The sequence below is a fragment of the Rheinheimera sp. UJ51 genome, from assembly GCF_020819615.1.
Taxonomy (GTDB): Bacteria; Pseudomonadota; Gammaproteobacteria; order Enterobacterales; family Alteromonadaceae; genus Alishewanella; species Alishewanella maricola.
Window position 1 is genome coordinate 365,123 of record NZ_JAJHOG010000004.1, and the last position, 16,506, is coordinate 381,628.

Sequence of the window (16,506 nt, forward strand, 5' to 3'; positions counted from 1 at the left end):
GAATTTTTTTGCTGCATATTATCGGGCTGTGTTGTACCGAGATTGTATTCGGGCGATTCTCAGCAGACACACATAAAGATGTGACTGACTACAAAAAACAACGAGATACTCTGAAGAGTCATCCAGGGAGTTAAATATGTTCACCAATAACAAGCTAAGCAAAGCAGTTCGGCTAGCAATGGTTTTCGGTGCTGCAACAACATTGGCATTTGCCGGTTCTGTATCAGCGCAAGAAACTGAAGAAGACGAAACAGCAAAAAAAGATGAAAAAACTGAACGCATTCAGGTTGTCGGCTCGCGCATCCGCACTGATGGTTTAGATAGCGCTTCTCCTATTACTATTATCAGCACTGAATTAGCAAAAGACCAAGGTTTAAGTACTTTAGGTGAATTACTGCGTACTTCTACTGTTGCTGCTGGCTCAAGCCAATTAATTTCTGCATTATCTGTTGGTTTCGTCACTGCCGGTGGTGCGGGTAACGAATCAATCTCTATGCGTGGTTTAGGTGCTAACCGCACATTAGTATTATTAAACGGCCGTCGTGCTGGCCCTGCGGGTACTCGCGGTCAAGTTGCTGCTTTCGATTTGAACTCAATTCCTTTATCTGCGGTAGAGCGTATTGAAGTATTAAAAGACGGTGCTTCTTCTTTATACGGTTCTGATGCAGTAGCCGGTGTAATTAACATCATTACTAAAAAAGGCGATGGTTCAAACGTTACTGTTAACCTTGACCAACCATTTGAATCTGGCGGTGAAAATTATCGTTTAAATGCAACTTACGGCAAAACATTTGACCGTGGTTCATTCCGTGTCGTAGCTGACTATAACTTACAAACAGAGTTAGCGCGTGGCGATCGTGATTTCTTTGATTGTAACCAGCGTTTATTCTACAGCCAAGCTAACCCAGGTGAGCGTACTGATCCTATCGATCCACGTACTGGTGATTACCACTGTAGTGCTTCGCAATACGGTGTATGGATTTTCAACTACGCACCAGGTGCCTCAAACTTCCGTACTGGTGTAAAAGCACAGTATGACTACGACGGCTTTTTCGCGGCGGCTAACCGCCCAACTTTTAACAGTTTAATTACTTCACCTGGTCCTAACAACATTTCTGTGCCAAACGGTTGGTACCCTGTTTCTTACGACAAAGATTCCGACGGTTGGGCTGATGCCGATCACCCGTTTCAAAATGCTCAGACTATGATCCCAGAAAGCGAAGTCGCTTCTGTGTTTATGATGGGTGATTACGATTTAACTGACAATATCTCAGCTTACTCTGAATTTATTTTCAGCCAACGTAAGACTGAAATTAACAGCTTCCGTCAATTCTGGACAGCACAATTAGCAGGTAGCCGTTATATTCGTGGTGGTACAGTAGCAGGTTGGGGTGGCGACGCTGTAGGTTATATGCCTGTTGCCATGACTAACCACTCAGGTGGCGAAACAACGATTGATTACAATCGTTACGTGTTAGGCTTAGAAGGTTCTTTAGGTGATTGGTCTTGGGATGTGTCATTCCAGAACAGTTACAACAAAGGTTCTTACGATAACAAAATCATCTTAAATGATGCAATGGTTATGGCGCAGAATGCCGTATACGGTGGCCCATGTGTCGGTGCAGTATCGCCAGTTTCTGGTAAAGCTTGTACTCCGGTAGATTGGTTAGGCGCTGATCACATCAATGGTAATCAGTCACAAGCCGTTAAAGACTTCTTATTTGATGTCGATTACGGTGTAACAACTTATCGTCAATCAACAGTTGACGGTTATATCACCGGTGATTTGTTTGAATTGCCAGCCGGTATGATCAGTTCTGCAGTCGGTGCTTCATTCCAGCAAGATGCGATTAATGACGTGCCAGGCGAAGCCACTTTAGCCGGCAACTTGTGGGGTTCTACTGGTGCTGGTATTACCGCAGGTTCAGCTAATACTCGCGCAGTGTACAGTGAAGTGTTTGTGCCAGTTTTACGTGATATGTTCTTAGCCGAAAGTTTGGATATCACCGCTTCTGGCCGTTGGACTGACGTATCAACATATGGTTCAGATTCTACGTTCAAAGTTTCAGCTAACTGGTTAATTGGTAATGGTTTCCAGGTTCGTGCTTCTCGTGGTTCATCTTTCCGTGCACCAGCCTTGTTTGAATTGTTCTTAGAAGGCCAAACTGGCTTCTTGAACCAAACAGGCAACGATCCATGTTTAAACTGGGCTGGCCGTTTAGCTGAAGGTACCTTAGATCAGCGCGTCGCAGCTAACTGTGAAGCGGATGGTGTGCCAGCAACTTATGTTACTCCAGGTAGCTCTATGACTTCTATCACCGGTGGTGGTGCTGGCGTACTTGAAGCAGAAACCTCGATTTCTCAAGGTATCGGTTTAGTATGGAAGAGCCCGGAAGATAAATTTGGTTTCTCAGCAGATTACTACGATGTAGTTATCAGCAGCCAAGTATCTAACATTGGTGGCGGTACAGTATTAGGCTTATGTTACCGTTCAGAAAACTTCCCGAATGACCCATTCTGTAATCAGTTTACTCGTCGTAACGGCACTGCAGGTGATTACGGTATCGATACCGTTCGCGGTGGTTATGTTAACGTAGCGGAACAAAAAGTCCGTGGTACCGACTTCTTATTCACTTACCAAGATGACTTTGATTTCGGTTCGTTACGTATCCGCTTAGACCATACTGTTCAGTTTGAGCGCTCATTCAAGCAGTTCCCTGACAGTATACCTTCGCAATATGTTGGTGACATAGGTGATCCGAAGCACGTAGGTACGTTAAGCACCACGTTAAATCGTGACGGCTGGCGTTACACTTGGAACATGCGTTATGTTTCAGGCACAGACGATTACAAATACTTCGCGAATGGTAACCAGACGACTTACCGTGGTCAGGCTTCAACGTTCATCGCTGAAACACCCACTTACATCCTACACTCTGCTTCAGTACAAAGAGATATCTATGGTGTAGATGTGACCTTCGGTATTGCTAACTTGTTCGACAAAGAGCCACCACAAGGTTCTCCAGCAGGTGTGCGTACTGCGGGTAACTCTATACTGTACTCTCAGTATGAGTTCATTGGCCGTCGTGCATTCTTGAACATGTCTTACGATTTCTAATTTTGCGCTAGCTAATTAGTAATAGTTTGAATAAAGCCCCGTTTTGCGGGGCTTTTCTTTTGTGATTATTCAAGCCTAATGCTTTTCAAATAGGCATAAATTCATTACCATAAGCGCCAGTTTTGATTTGAATCAACTTTTGCGCGGTAGAAATAAATGGCTGACGAAAACTTTAAAGACTCTTTGAATGCAAAACAGATACTGATATTTGTAATTGTTTTTGTAAGTTTGCTGTGTTTAGTGCCAATTTTACGCTGGGTACAGTTATTGGGTTAATGCAGTTTTGCATTTGCCAGATAGCCGCCACTCGGGCGGCTTTTTTATCGGTTTAATACAAGGGTAAAGCAATGGATTATCAAGCATTAGCAACTGAATTAAAGCGCGTGATCAAAACGGTAGAAAACTACCCGAAACCTGGCATTACTTTTCGGGATGTCACCAGCTTAATGCAAGATGGCCCCAGTTTTAAAAAAGTGATTGATGCTTTTGCGGCGCATTATCAGCAGCAAGGTATTACTAAGATTATTGGTACGGAGTCTCGCGGTTTTATTTTTGGGGCGCCTTTGGCCTATGCGTTGGGTATTTCGTTTGTGCCTGTGCGTAAACCAGGTAAATTACCTCGCGAACGCATCTCGCAGGCTTACACCTTAGAATACGGCCAAGATGCACTGGAATTACATGCTGACGCCATCGCTGCAGGTGATAAAGTGTTATTGGTTGATGATTTGCTAGCCACTGGCGGTACTATCGATGCTACCGTGCAATTAGTGCGTCGTTTAGGCGGTCAGGTTGAAGATGCGGCCTTTGTTATCGCCTTACCTGAATTAGGTGGTGTGGCAAGACTTGAAGCCTTAGGCTTGAAACTTTGCAGTTTGGTTGAGTATCAAGGCGAATAAGTTTAGGCTAGGCACTGTGATGTTAGGTGCAGGAAAGCGGGCATGAGTTATCAGGTTTTAGCAAGAAAATGGCGGCCACGTCATTTTAGTGAGTTGGTGGGGCAACAGCATGTAAAAACCGCGTTGGCGAATGCCCTAACCAGCAGTCGCTTACATCATGCTTATTTATTTACCGGCACCCGTGGTGTCGGTAAAACGACCATCGCCCGTATTTTTGCCAAAAGTTTAAATTGTGAAACGGGCATTACCGCAACGCCTTGTGGCCAGTGTAGTGCTTGCCAAGAAATTGATGCCGGCAACTTTGTTGATTTGCTCGAAATCGATGCGGCTTCTCGAACTAAGGTTGAAGACACCCGCGATCTACTGGATAACGTGCAATATGCACCCAGTCGTGGTCGTTTTAAAGTGTACCTGATTGATGAAGTGCATATGCTGTCGCGGCATAGTTTTAATGCTTTATTGAAAACCCTGGAAGAACCTCCGCCGCACGTCAAATTTTTGCTCGCAACGACTGATCCGCAAAAGTTACCCATCACGGTCCTCTCGCGTTGTTTACAGTTTAGTTTAAAAGCCCTGACGCCGGTGCAAATCGAGCAGCATTTAGCAGAAGTGCTCGCTGCCGAGCAGATCCCGTTTGAAGCGGCTGCGCTCACCGCCTTAGCCAAGGCGGCCAAAGGCAGTTTACGCGATTCGTTAAGTTTAACCGACCAAGCCATTGCGCTAAGTAATAGCAATCTTACCGTCGAAACCGTGCGTCAGATGTTGGGCTTATTAGATACCCGTTTTGCTGTAAGTTTACTGAGTGCGCTGTTAGCCGCCGATATGGCGCAGCTGCAGCAGGCGTTACAAGAACTGTTAAGTCAACAGTCTGATTATCAGCAGGTGTTAGATGATATGTTGTCGCTGTTGCATCTGACCGCGCTAACACAACTGCAGCCTGCTGCGGCAGACTTATCTGAACAAGCCGAAATGATCCGTTACTGGGCTGCGCATTTAGCGCCTGAGGCGGTACAGTTGTATTATCAATTGTTAATTAGTGGCAAAAAGGAGCTCCCTTTTGCTCCAGAGCCGGTGGTCGGGTTAGAAATGGCGTTATTACGCGCCATGGCCTTTGTACCCGCGAGCCGCACCGAGCCGCAAAGTCCGGCGCCAACGCAAGCGCTATCAACACCAGCCGCCTCGACACCTCAGGCACGCCCAGCCGTTATGGCTGCGCCAATTGCTCCACACGCTATGGCGCCCGTTAGCGCGCCAAGTCAGGTAACCTCTGCGGCAGCTGAACCACACCAACCCACTGAGGCGGCGGCAATAGCCTCGGCGCCGACAGAAACGTTAAGCGCCAATGCTGCAATACCTAACACGGCTTTGAGCAACAACCCGATTACCTCGCCTGATAGGCATAGCGCCACCCCAGTAGCATCGGCGATAGATGAGGGAACCGCGCGTATTATGGCTCGGCGTGGGGTGCAAGTGACGGCAGCTCCGCCAGAGGTGGAGACAGTCGCAGGAAAAAAGCCTGAGCGCCCGATGGCGCCGCCTCAGCCTGAATTACCTCGACGTTTAAATACGCCGCCATCCGCGATGGCTGCTATAACAAAACCCCCAGAAGCAACTGCGGTATTACCTGAGCCTGCTGCAGAGTTATATCCCCGTTCACACCAACATGACGATGAAGATAGCGCCACTGCAGATGACACCGTTAGTTTCGCTGAGCAACAAGCGTTAACGGAAGCTTGGTGGCAGCAACAGCAATTTGATGTTTTACCCAGTAATGATACCGATGAGCTTGACGAGCAGCGTTTTTCTATTCGTTATGCTGCTCAGGTCGATGCCTGGTCGCGCTTGATCGAACAGCTATCGATAGGGGGGTTATTACGTTTATATTTATTACACAGTGCTATGCAGCAAAATGGCCTACAAGTGCAATTGCAGGTAGCCCAAACGCAGCAACATTTAGACAAGGGCGATTTTCGTGAAAAGCTGTATGCGGCAATTAGCCCGGTATTTCCTGCCAATTTTCAGTTAGACATTCAATACTTGGCAGAGATTAATGCCAGTCCATTAGCCATTCAGCAGCGTATAGAACATGAACGCAAAGACTATGTCAGCCGCTTGTTGCAACAAGATCCCAAGCTGCAAGCCATTCAACAGATATTTAGTGCAGAGCTGCAACTTGACACCTTGCAGGTGAATTAACCTTGTAATTTGTTGAGCGAGTATTTATCTTGTCGCCAGCAATTTCCACATCCACAAAATAGAGAGATAGAGTATGTTTAAAGGTGGCATGGGCAATATCATGAAGCAGGCGCAAGCCATGCAAGAAAAAATGGCGAAAGTACAAGCTGAAATCGCCACAATGGAAGTCACGGGTGAATCAGGCGCGGGTTTGGTTAAAGTGACCATGACGGGTAATCACAATGTGCGTCGAGTGACTATCGATGACAGCCTGATGAGTGATGATAAAGAAATGCTAGAAGATTTGGTGGCTGCAGCATTAAATGATGCCGTGCGCCGGGTTGAAGAAAACAATAAAGAGCAGATGGCGAAAGTAACTGGTGGCATGCAATTACCGCCAGGTATGAAGATGCCGTTCTAACTATGGCGAAGTTAACGCCCCTGTTACAGCAACTGATTGAAGCCTTGCGCGTTTTACCTGGTGTTGGGCCAAAATCGGCACAGCGCATGGCTTTTCAGTTACTCGAGCGTAATCGTAGCGGTGGCGCTCGGCTGGGCACAGCTTTAGTGGCCGCGATGGAAGGGATAGGGCAATGTCAGCAATGCCGTACCTTTTCTGAGCATAGCCTGTGCGCCATCTGTAGTGATGTGAAACGACAACAAGCCGATGTGCTGTGTGTGGTGGGGTCTGCTGCAGATCAACTGGCAATAGAACACACTGGGCAGTTTCAAGGGCGTTATTTTGTATTAATGGGCTACCTGTCACCCTTAGATGGCGTTGGCCCAGCAGAGTTAGGCCTAGATGCGTTAGCAGCACAATTAGCTGAAGGTAAACTCACTGAGTTAATCTTGGCAACCAATCCCACGGTTGAAGGTGAGGCGACAGCTTTTTATATTGCTGAGCTGTGCCAGAAATACGGTTGTAAGGTCACGCGTTTAGCGCAAGGACTGCCTTTTGGCGGTGAGTTAGAATATATCGACGGTACCACTTTGGCGCACGCCTTTAGTGGCCGTAAAAGCTTTTAATCCAGCGTAAAGAGTCTACTTAACCGTTAGTGTGGCTAAGTAGACTAAAAATCGGCGCTTGAATTCCTACTGTTAACCCCCATATCCCTTGATGAAAAGGCAGGTACTTCGTACTTGTTGTCACACTTACATTATTTTTGTTGAGGACTCACCAAATGACTGATACCACTGCCACCCAGTCTGGCCAGAAACAAACCCATGGCTTTCAGGCGGAAGTTAAGCAACTGCTGCAACTGATGATCCACTCGCTGTATTCAAACAAAGAGATCTTCTTACGCGAATTGGTATCAAATGCCTCGGATGCGGCAGATAAACTGCGGTTTTTAGCCCTTTCAGACAGCAGCCTGTATGAAAATGACGGCGAGCTGCGCGTACAAATCAGTTTTGACGAGAAAGCACGTACCCTAACCATCAGCGATAACGGCATTGGTATGGATGAAGCTGAAGTGATTTCACACCTGGGTACCATTGCGAAATCAGGTACTAAAGAGTTTTTCTCTAAACTGTCGGGTGATCAAAGCAAAGACTCGAAGTTAATTGGTCAATTTGGTGTAGGTTTCTATTCTGCTTTTATCGTTGCGGACAAAGTAACCGTGCGTACCCGTAAGGCCGGCATGGCTGCAGACAGTGCCGTAGAGTGGGAGTCATCAGGCGAAGGTGAATACAGCTTAGCGCCCATTGTTAAAAATGAACGTGGTACTGAAATTACCTTACACTTACGCGAAGGTGAAGACGAATTTTTAAGCCGTTGGAAAATTGAAAGCACGGTAACTAAGTACTCTGATCATATTTCTATTCCGGTAGAAATGTGGGAAGAGGGTACTGAAGCGCGTGAAGAAGACGGTGAAACCATCGCGGCTACGCCTGGCCACTGGAAAGCGGTTAACAAAGCCACTGCGTTATGGACACGTGATAAATCTGATATTTCAGATGAAGAATATCAAGAGTTCTACAAGCATATTTCACACGATTGGAGTGAGCCATTAAGCTGGAGCCATAATAAAGTTGAAGGTAACTCGAATTACACCAGCTTGTTATATGTGCCGAAAAAAGCTCCTTTTGATATGTGGAACCGTGAAGCTAAGCATGGTTTAAAACTCTATGTGCAGCGCGTGTTCATTATGGACGATGCTGAACAATTTATGCCGAGCTACCTGCGCTTTATTAAAGGTGTGTTAGATTCGAGCGATCTGCCGTTAAACGTATCTCGTGAAATTCTGCAAGATAATAAAGTCAGCCAAAGCTTGCGCAAAGGCTGTAGCAGCCGTGCTTTGAAGATGTTAGAAAAGCTGGCTAAAGATCCCGAGCAATATCAAAGTTTTTGGAGTGAGTTCGGCCAAGTGCTTAAAGAAGGCCCGGCTGAAGATCATAACAACAAAGAGCAAATCGCCGCCTTGTTACGTTTTGCCTCTACTCAAAATGAGGGCAGTGAGCAAAACGTGGCGTTAGCCGATTATGTGGCTCGAATGAAAGAAGGCCAAGATGACATTTATTTCTTGGTTGCCGATAGCTTTGAAGCTGCGAAATATAGCCCTCATCTGGAAGTGTTCCGAAAAAAAGGTATCGAAGTTTTATTACTCTCTGATCGTATTGACGAGTGGTTGGTGCAACACTTACCTGAATTTGATGGTAAGAAGCTGCGTTCAGTCGCTAAAGGCGGTTTAGATTTATCTAAGTTAGATGATGAAGAAACCAAGCAGGCACAACAACAAACTGAAGAAGCCTTCGCCACGGTAGCGGAGCGTTTTAAAGCAGCTTTAGGCGATCAAGTTAAAGACGTGAAAGTCAGTCATCGTTTAACGGATAGCCCAGCCTGTGTGGTAACGGATGAGTATGACATGAGCACGCAGATGATTAAATTGATGGAATCTGCTGGCCAAAAAGTACCGGAAGTGAAGCCCATTTTCGAGTTAAACCCAGAGCATCAACTGGTGAAGCATATTGCGGAAGAGCAAGATGAACAACAGTTTAAGCAATGGGCCGAGGTGTTGTTAGATCAAGCCTTACTGGCCGAACGGGGTAGTTTGAAAAACCCAGCGGGCTTCGTAACCCGTTTAAACGGGTTACTGTTAGCGTTGGCAAAGTAACCACTGTGATATGCTCGTTTAAAATGACCGCTTAGGCGGTCATTTTTTTTAGCTTATTGTTATTGAGAAAGTTTCGGTTTTTACAGCTATACTTACAGCCATAAAAAATAGAAAGCTTATAGGTGTAATATGACAGCATTTTGGCGCAGTTTCGGCTTAGGTGTACGTTTAACGGTCATTATTGTTAGTGTGTTTTTTATTGCGATTGTCTCGTTAAGCAGTATGGTCTTTGTGAAATATAAATCTTCAAAAACCACTGATGAGATCATGGCACTAAGCAGTGCCGCTAGCACGAACGCAGACGTTTTTACCGATTGGTTATTAGTGCGCCAAGATGAGATGCGCTTGTTGGCTACTTTGCCGAGTATACAACAGTTAGATTTAGCGTTAGCCACGCAACTGATGCAACAACTGGCACAAAACTCGGGTGTATATGACACCATCTTTGTGGTTGGATTAGACGGTATCGGTCAGGCGGGTGTCAGTTTTAGTGATGGCCAAGTCAAGGTGTTATCGGCGGCTGAAAATGCCGCGTTTAACGTGGCTGATCGCGCTTGGTTTAAACAAGCGGTTGGCGGCCAGGATGTATTCTCACAGCCTGTGGTATCCCGTGCTACCGGCCAAACCGTCAGTACGGTTGCTATTCCTATCCGGCAAAATAATCAAATTGTGGCGGTTATGCGCGGTGCCGTTAAGCTAGAAGCCATTTTTAGTAAGGTCAATGAGCTTAAGCTTAACGATCACACCGAAATATATTTGCTCGATACGGCCGGTATAGCTTTATCGCCGGCGGCATCAATTAACACTAAAGATCCGCTACAAACGCAGGCCGCAGCGGCCGCCCGACAACAGCAAAGTGGCACCGGGCTCTACCAAAATGCGGCGGGAACGGCCGTGATTGGTAGCTATCAATACATTCCCATGCTTGGCTGGAGCCTAGTGCTAGAAAGCCGGCAACAAGAAGCCTTAGCCGAAGTGAACAATATGCTATACACCTTGCTAATGGGCGCACTGTTCATCATGGTCATCGCGACCTTTATTTGTATTTTTATTGTAAAAGGGGTAACTCGCATTTTAGGCGGCGAGCCTGAGTATGCCGCAGCAATGGTGCATCAGGTATCACAGTTCGATCTTACTGCGTCAATTCAACTGAGCCAAGGTGATAACAGCAGTTTATTAGCGTCTATCGCCACGATGCAGCAACGCTTGCGGCAAATGCTCGGTGAAGTAGGAAATTATTCTGATCAGGTTGCGGCAGCAGCCACTGAGTTAGCGCAAATTAATCAACACACCACCGACGGTATGCAGCGACAAAGTACTGAAATCAGCAGTGCTGCGGTTGCCATGAATGAAATGACCAGTACATTGCAAGAAGTGTCACGGAACACCCAGCAAGCGGCCGAAGCGGCAACGCAGGCAGAGCAACAAAGTAAACAGGGTCGAGAAGTGGTCAGTAACACCGTGCTCGACTTATCTAACCTATCAAAAGAAGTCAGCTCGGCAGCGGCGATTATTCGTTTATTAAAACAAGATAGCGATCAGATCGGCAGTATTTTACAAGTTATCGAAAGTATCGCTGAGCAAACCAATTTGCTGGCGCTAAATGCGGCTATAGAAGCCGCCAGAGCCGGCGAAAGTGGTCGAGGCTTTGCGGTTGTGGCGGATGAAGTTCGAACGCTGGCTAGCCGTACCAAAGACTCTACAACTGAAATCAAACAGATGATTGAAAAACTGCAACGAGGCACAGAGAAAGCCGTTAGCGCGACAGTAAACAGTGAAAACAATGCACAAAAAACGGCTGAAAACGCAACTCGCGCCGAACAGGCTTTAATATCGATTAATGAGGCTATTGAGCTGATCAGCGCCACTACGCATCAAATAGCGACCGCAACGGAACAGCAAACCGTGGTATCGCATGATATTAATCAGAACTTTCATTCGATTAGTGATGTGGCAGAGCAAACTAACCAGAATGTGCAGCAATCTTCACAGGCCAGTGATGCTTTATCCACGCTCGCCGAGCAGCTACAAGAATTAGTGAAGCGTTTCAGACTTTAGTCTGATAATAGCCAGAAAGCCGCTGAAAACCTTGTCACTTATTCTGCTTACTCAGTAATAACACCTTGTAACGGCGGCTTTGGCTAGACTATCGACTAAAGGCTAGGCATACCGCTGTTTCAGGTAGCACCAGTTGACAAATTTCTTGTTTCAAAGAGCGCATTATGCAAAGATCAAGCCTGACAAAAACTACAAATTGATCCCAAAAGACGAGGATGATCGCTATGCGCATAATTTTGTTAGGGGCCCCTGGCGCCGGAAAAGGAACTCAGGCACAGTTTTTAATGAGCAAATATGGTATTCCACAGATCTCAACTGGGGATATGTTACGTGCGGCGATTAAAGAGGGCTCAGAACTCGGCGTGGCTGCAAAGAAGATTATGGATGCTGGGCAGCTGGTATCAGATGAATTAATTATCGGCTTAGTAAAAGAGCGTGTAGCAAAAGCAGACTGTGCCAATGGCTTCTTATTAGATGGCTTCCCACGAACTATTCCACAAGCTGATGCCATGAAAGATGCTGGCATTAGTGTGGATCACGTTATTGAATTTGATGTGCCAGACGATGTGATCGTTGAGCGCATGAGCGGTCGCCGTGTGCACCCCGCTTCAGGTCGTGTTTATCATTTAGTCTACAATCCACCGAAAGTGACCGGTAAAGATGATGAAACGGGTGAAGAGTTAGTGACACGGGTGGATGACTTAGAAGAAACCGTGCGTAAACGCTTAGCGATTTACCATGAGCAAACTGAATTATTAGTGGGTTATTATCGTCAAACTGCAGCCCGCGGTGAAACGCAATATCACCATATTGACGGTACTCAGGCGGTTGATGCGGTGAGTCAGCAACTGGTAACATTGCTAGATTAATTGCTTATCTTGCTCCGTGGCTCATAAAAAAACCGGCTATGCCGGTTTTTTTAATTTTACCTCTGGTTAGCGCAACATTAAGACGCCGTAAGCTGCTGCAACGCCGCCAGTGCCGCTGCATAATCGGGCTCTTGGGCCAGTTCAGGCACCAATTGTTGATACGCCACTTTGCCTTTATTGTCGATTAAAATAATTGCGCGTGTTAACAAGCCCATATCTTTAATCAGTAAACCATAGTTACTGCCAAAATCACGCCAAACGGCATCGGATAACACCGCCATCGCTTCTACTTGTTCTTGTTGGCAAAAACGTTTTTGCGCAAAAGGCAGATCAGCGCTGATGGTTAGCAGCACCACGTTTTCCGGTAATTTAGCCACTTCTTCATTAAAACGCTTGGTTTGCAATGAGCAAACCCCGGTATCAATACTGGGTACTACACTGATCATCAGTGTTTTACCTTTGAAATCATCCAGGCTGACTTTTTTAAAGTTATTATCGACTACTTTAAAGTCAGGCGCTTTTTTACCCGTAATTAACGGCTTACCTAATAATACAACTTGTTGATCACCGGCTTTTACGGTGCTGACTCGGGCGGGGAGTTTTTCGGTGATGTCGATGGCTTGAATTGAAAAGCTGCCAAAAGTAAGGCAAAGTGCAACTAGTAGTTTATTACTATTCACGGTTTTTAAAAACATTTTGCTGCTCCAATGGTTAATCAGCGTTATGATAAGACTAACTGCGGCAATGCGAGAAAGTTATGACGCCTGCAATTTTGATTTGTGATGATTCTAATCTGGCTCGAAAGCAACTGGCTAGAATCTTACCACAGGATTGGCAACCCACCATTTATTTTGCCGGACACGGCGCTGATGCGCTGGCCACCTTAAAGAAACAGTCGATTGATTGGTTGTTGCTCGATTTAAATATGCCGGTGATGGATGGCTATCAGGTACTCACTGAGCTACAGGCATTGCAATTACCGGTGCAGGTTATTGTGATCTCTGGTGATGTGCAACCTGAGGCGCACGAACGGGTGATGGCCTTAGGCGCTAAGGCGTTTTTAAAAAAACCCATGAGTGCTGTTGAGTTATCGGCCTTTTTGCCGATTAACGATGCGGCGTTATTGACAACACCCAAAATACGCGTTGCACCAATAGTCGCCGATACATTACAACTGAATGACGAGTTGCGCGATGTCATGAAAGAAGTCGCCAACGTCGCCATGGGACAAGCGGGGGATTTACTGGCGCGTTTGCTGAATGTGTTTGTGAAATTACCGATCCCCAATGTCAATGTGATTGAAGTCAGTGAGTTGACGATGGCATTGGCATCGATTGATCCGAACAGTGAAAACTCGGCTATTTGCCAAGGGTTTATCGGCAGTGGGGTGGCTGGTGAAGCGTTATTAATTCTCACTGACTCGAGTTTTGCTGATATTGCGCGTTTGCTGAATTATCACGGTGAAATGAATAGCACTATCGAATTAGAGCTATTGATGGATATTGCGAATATCCTGATTGGTGCTGTTCTCAAAGGCATTGCCGAGCAAATTGATATTACCTTTAGCCAAGGCCACCCGGTGGTGCTGGGCCAACACGCGGCAATTAATGACTTAATTAAAGCGAATTCAAAGCGTTGGAAAACCACCCTAACAGTAGAATTAAGTTACGGCATTGAAAACTTTGATATTAATTGTGATTTATTGCTGCTGTTTACTGAGGATAGTTTGAAAACCTTAAATTATAAACTGGCTTTTTTAATGGATGATGTTTTATGACAGAGCAAAGTGCTGGCGTAGCAGATATTCATTGGCTGATGGACATGTTACAAACTGTGGATGTCGGGCTGGTGATCGTTAATGAAGATTATCGGATCCAGCTGTGGAACGGTTTTATGGAAAACCATAGCGGCCTAACGCCACGCCAAGTGCGTGAACATTATTTGTTTGATTTGTTTCCCGAAATAGATGAAGACTGGTTAAGACGCAAGTGCGATCCGGTGTTTCTGTTAAAAAATCGCGCCTTTACCATTTGGGAACAACGCCCTTATATTTTTCGTTTCAAAAATTATCGGCCCATTACTGGTAATGCTGATTACATGTATCAAAACAGCACCATCTTTCCGATCACGGATAGTCGCGGCGAAGTGAGCCATCTGTGTTTTATGATTTACGATGTGACCGATGCCGCAATAAACAAATTAGCGTTACAGCAAACTAATCAGCAACTTCGTGAGTTATCCAGTACCGATTACCTGACGCAGATACGTAATCGCCGTAATTGGGAAGAGCACTTAAAACTGGAGTTTGATCGTTTGCAGCGTTATCCGCAACATCACAGCAGTTTAATTATGTGTGATATCGATCATTTTAAAAATGTGAATGATACCTACGGGCATGCCGCTGGCGACTTGGTTATCCAACGGGTGTCCGAAGTGATTCGTAAAAGTTTGCGGACAACCGATATTGCCGGGCGTTACGGCGGTGAAGAATTTGCGATTTTACTGCTCGATACCACCGCCGATCAGGCGCAATATTTAGCCGAACGAGTGCGCCGAAAGATTGAGCAACTCGACATTATGTATAATCAGCAGCTGATTAAAGTGACGATGAGTTTCGGGTTGGTGGAACGCAACTCCGCGATCCAAACCTATGTGCAGTGGATTGCAACTGCAGACAAAGCGCTGTATCAGTCAAAAAAGCAGGGGCGCAATCGAGTCACCTTATATACAGAGACATAACTGCTCTGCTGGCTTAGTCTGACGTCTTAGGGCACATGCTAAGCAACTTTACATAGCCATCCGCTTGTAGTTGCTCCATTTTAACTTCAAACCCCCACAGTCGATGCAGGTGCTTCATGACTTGATCAATATTACCCGCTAAGGGGATATTATTGTGCGGGATATATCGAAGTGTTAAAGCGCGATCCGTGTTCAGGTTGACGCTTTGCACCTGAATATTCGGTTCAAGTTGGCTTAGATTATATTGCGCCGATAACATCTGCCTAACCTGTTGATAGCCCTGGCTATTGTGGATCGCGGCAACTTCAAGGCTGCTGTCTTGGCTATCATCAGTGATTGCAAATAGTCGCAAATCGCGCATGACTTTTGGGGAGAGGTATTGGCTGATAAAGCTTTCATCTTTAAAGTTTTGCATGGCGAAATGCAGGGTCTCTAGCCAGTTACTGCCCGCAATGTCAGGAAACCATTGATGATCTTCTGCAGTGGGGTGTTCGCAAATACTGCGTAGGTCGGTAAACATGGCGAAGCCTAAAGCATAAGGATTTATGCCTGAGTAATATTTACTGTGGTATTCCGGTTGTAATACCACATTGGTATGGCTGTGCAGGATCTCAAACATAAAACGATCACTGACACGTCCCTCGCTATATAAATGCTGCAACAGCGTGTAATGCCAAAATGTTGCCCAGCCTTCATTCATGACCTGAGTTTGTTTTTGTGGATAGAAATATTGAGCAATTTTACGCACGATCCTGACTAGTTCGCGTTGCCAAGGCAGTAGCAAAGGGGCATGTTTTTCGATGAAATATAAGATATTTTCTTGTGGCTCTGTTGGGAAGCAAGGGCGTTTTTCAGCACTGATGGCTTTATCAGGTAGGGTGCGCCACAACTCATTAACTTGGGATTGCAAAAAAGCTTCGCGTTCTTCTTGTCGTTTCTGCTCTTCTTCCATTGAAATTTTCTGTGGGCGCTTGTAACGGTCAACACCATAATTCATTAGCGCATGACATGAATCGAGAAAATCTTCTACCTCGCCTACGCCATATTTTTCTTCACAACGCGCCACATAGTTTTTCGCGAATACCAGATAATCAATAATCGAACTAGCATCAGTCCAGGTACGGAATAAGTAATTATTTTTAAAAAATGAATTATGACCATAACAAGCATGAGCAATCACCAAAGCTTGCATGGGCAGGGTGTTTTCTTCCATTAAATACGCAATACAAGGGTTGGCATTAATAACAATCTCATAGGCTAACCCCATCTGACCGCGCTTGTACTGCTGTTCGGTTTGAATGAATTTTTTACCATAAGACCAATGATTATAACCAATGGGCATGCCAATACTGGAATAGGCATCCATCATTTGTTCGGCGCTGATCACTTCAATCTGATTTGGATAGGTGTCAAGTTGATAACTTGCAGCAACGCGGGCGATCTCGTGCTGATAGTCTTTAAGTAAATCAAAGGTCCAGTCAGGACCATCGGACAGACAAGGGCCAGGTTTCAACACCACAATACTCATATGACCTCCT

The 16,506-nt window shown here is 45.7% G+C and carries 12 protein-coding genes; 10 read left to right on the plus strand and 2 right to left on the minus strand.

What is annotated here, in order from left to right; translation table 11 throughout:
- Nucleotides 1-136: 136 nt before the first annotated feature.
- The 8 genes from LMJ53_RS07645 to adk all read left to right on the plus strand — a co-directional run bounded on the left by LMJ53_RS07645 (nucleotide 137) and on the right by adk (nucleotide 12,229).
- The gene (locus LMJ53_RS07645; protein WP_229585512.1) at nucleotides 137-3,118 is read left to right on the plus strand and encodes a TonB-dependent receptor plug domain-containing protein; all 2,982 of its coding nucleotides are present in this window, start codon (nucleotides 137-139) and stop codon (nucleotides 3,116-3,118) included.
- A gap of 347 nt (nucleotides 3,119-3,465) precedes the next feature.
- Nucleotides 3,466-4,014, plus strand: coding sequence for an adenine phosphoribosyltransferase (gene apt / locus LMJ53_RS07650; RefSeq protein WP_229585513.1), 549 nt, complete (start codon nucleotides 3,466-3,468; stop codon nucleotides 4,012-4,014).
- A gap of 42 nt (nucleotides 4,015-4,056) precedes the next feature.
- Entirely contained in the window at nucleotides 4,057-6,210 is a 2,154-nt protein-coding gene (dnaX, locus tag LMJ53_RS07655) for a DNA polymerase III subunit gamma/tau (protein WP_229585514.1), read from the plus strand.
- A gap of 73 nt (nucleotides 6,211-6,283) precedes the next feature.
- A complete protein-coding gene (locus LMJ53_RS07660; RefSeq protein WP_226749759.1) occupies nucleotides 6,284-6,610 on the plus strand; it encodes a YbaB/EbfC family nucleoid-associated protein in 327 nt (108 codons plus the stop codon).
- A 2-nt stretch (nucleotides 6,611-6,612) separates the two neighbouring features.
- On the plus strand, nucleotides 6,613-7,215 hold the full coding sequence (recR, locus tag LMJ53_RS07665) for a recombination mediator RecR (RefSeq protein WP_229585515.1): 603 nt from the start codon (nucleotides 6,613-6,615) through the stop codon (nucleotides 7,213-7,215).
- A gap of 155 nt (nucleotides 7,216-7,370) precedes the next feature.
- Entirely contained in the window at nucleotides 7,371-9,302 is a 1,932-nt protein-coding gene (gene htpG, locus LMJ53_RS07670; protein ID WP_229585516.1) for a molecular chaperone HtpG, read from the plus strand.
- A 129-nt stretch (nucleotides 9,303-9,431) separates the two neighbouring features.
- The gene (locus LMJ53_RS07675) at nucleotides 9,432-11,360 is read left to right on the plus strand and encodes a methyl-accepting chemotaxis protein (RefSeq protein ID WP_229585517.1); all 1,929 of its coding nucleotides are present in this window, start codon (nucleotides 9,432-9,434) and stop codon (nucleotides 11,358-11,360) included.
- A 224-nt stretch (nucleotides 11,361-11,584) separates the two neighbouring features.
- Nucleotides 11,585-12,229: an adenylate kinase gene (gene adk, locus LMJ53_RS07680; protein ID WP_229585518.1), complete on the plus strand. Its 645-nt coding sequence runs from the start codon at nucleotides 11,585-11,587 to the stop codon at nucleotides 12,227-12,229.
- Nucleotides 12,230-12,306: 77 nt separating this feature from the next.
- On the opposite strand, the gene tpx is transcribed toward adk, so the two are convergent.
- Nucleotides 12,307-12,924, minus strand: a complete 618-nt coding sequence (gene tpx, locus LMJ53_RS07685) for a thiol peroxidase (RefSeq protein ID WP_229585519.1) — start codon at nucleotides 12,922-12,924, stop codon at nucleotides 12,307-12,309.
- A gap of 62 nt (nucleotides 12,925-12,986) precedes the next feature.
- Here tpx and LMJ53_RS07690 point away from each other — a divergent pair, with 62 nt between their 5' ends.
- On the plus strand, nucleotides 12,987-14,006 hold the full coding sequence (locus tag LMJ53_RS07690) for a response regulator (protein ID WP_229585520.1): 1,020 nt from the start codon (nucleotides 12,987-12,989) through the stop codon (nucleotides 14,004-14,006).
- A complete protein-coding gene (locus LMJ53_RS07695) occupies nucleotides 14,003-14,968 on the plus strand; it encodes a sensor domain-containing diguanylate cyclase (protein WP_229585521.1) in 966 nt (321 codons plus the stop codon). Before LMJ53_RS07690 ends, LMJ53_RS07695 begins: the two co-directional genes overlap by 4 nt.
- Nucleotides 14,969-14,981: 13 nt before the next feature.
- Here LMJ53_RS07695 and LMJ53_RS07700 read toward each other — a convergent pair whose 3' ends face one another.
- On the minus strand, nucleotides 14,982-16,496 hold the full coding sequence (locus LMJ53_RS07700) for a SpoVR family protein (RefSeq protein ID WP_229585522.1): 1,515 nt from the start codon (nucleotides 16,494-16,496) through the stop codon (nucleotides 14,982-14,984).
- Nucleotides 16,497-16,506: the final 10 nt, after the last annotated feature.

Coding starts and splice junctions, on each gene's coding strand:
- htpG (WP_229585516.1), top strand. CDS start 7,371: ATGACTGATACCACTGCCACCCAGTCTGGCCAGAAACAAACCCATGGC.
- LMJ53_RS07675 (WP_229585517.1), top strand. CDS start 9,432: ATGACAGCATTTTGGCGCAGTTTCGGCTTAGGTGTACGTTTAACGGTC.
- apt (WP_229585513.1), top strand. CDS start 3,466: ATGGATTATCAAGCATTAGCAACTGAATTAAAGCGCGTGATCAAAACG.
- LMJ53_RS07695 (WP_229585521.1), top strand. CDS start 14,003: ATGACAGAGCAAAGTGCTGGCGTAGCAGATATTCATTGGCTGATGGAC.
- tpx (WP_229585519.1), bottom strand. CDS start 12,924: ATGTTTTTAAAAACCGTGAATAGTAATAAACTACTAGTTGCACTTTGC.
- LMJ53_RS07660 (WP_226749759.1), top strand. CDS start 6,284: ATGTTTAAAGGTGGCATGGGCAATATCATGAAGCAGGCGCAAGCCATG.
- recR (WP_229585515.1), top strand. CDS start 6,613: ATGGCGAAGTTAACGCCCCTGTTACAGCAACTGATTGAAGCCTTGCGC.
- adk (WP_229585518.1), top strand. CDS start 11,585: ATGCGCATAATTTTGTTAGGGGCCCCTGGCGCCGGAAAAGGAACTCAG.
- LMJ53_RS07690 (WP_229585520.1), top strand. CDS start 12,987: ATGACGCCTGCAATTTTGATTTGTGATGATTCTAATCTGGCTCGAAAG.
- LMJ53_RS07645 (WP_229585512.1), top strand. CDS start 137: ATGTTCACCAATAACAAGCTAAGCAAAGCAGTTCGGCTAGCAATGGTT.
- dnaX (WP_229585514.1), top strand. CDS start 4,057: ATGAGTTATCAGGTTTTAGCAAGAAAATGGCGGCCACGTCATTTTAGT.
- LMJ53_RS07700 (WP_229585522.1), bottom strand. CDS start 16,496: ATGAGTATTGTGGTGTTGAAACCTGGCCCTTGTCTGTCCGATGGTCCT.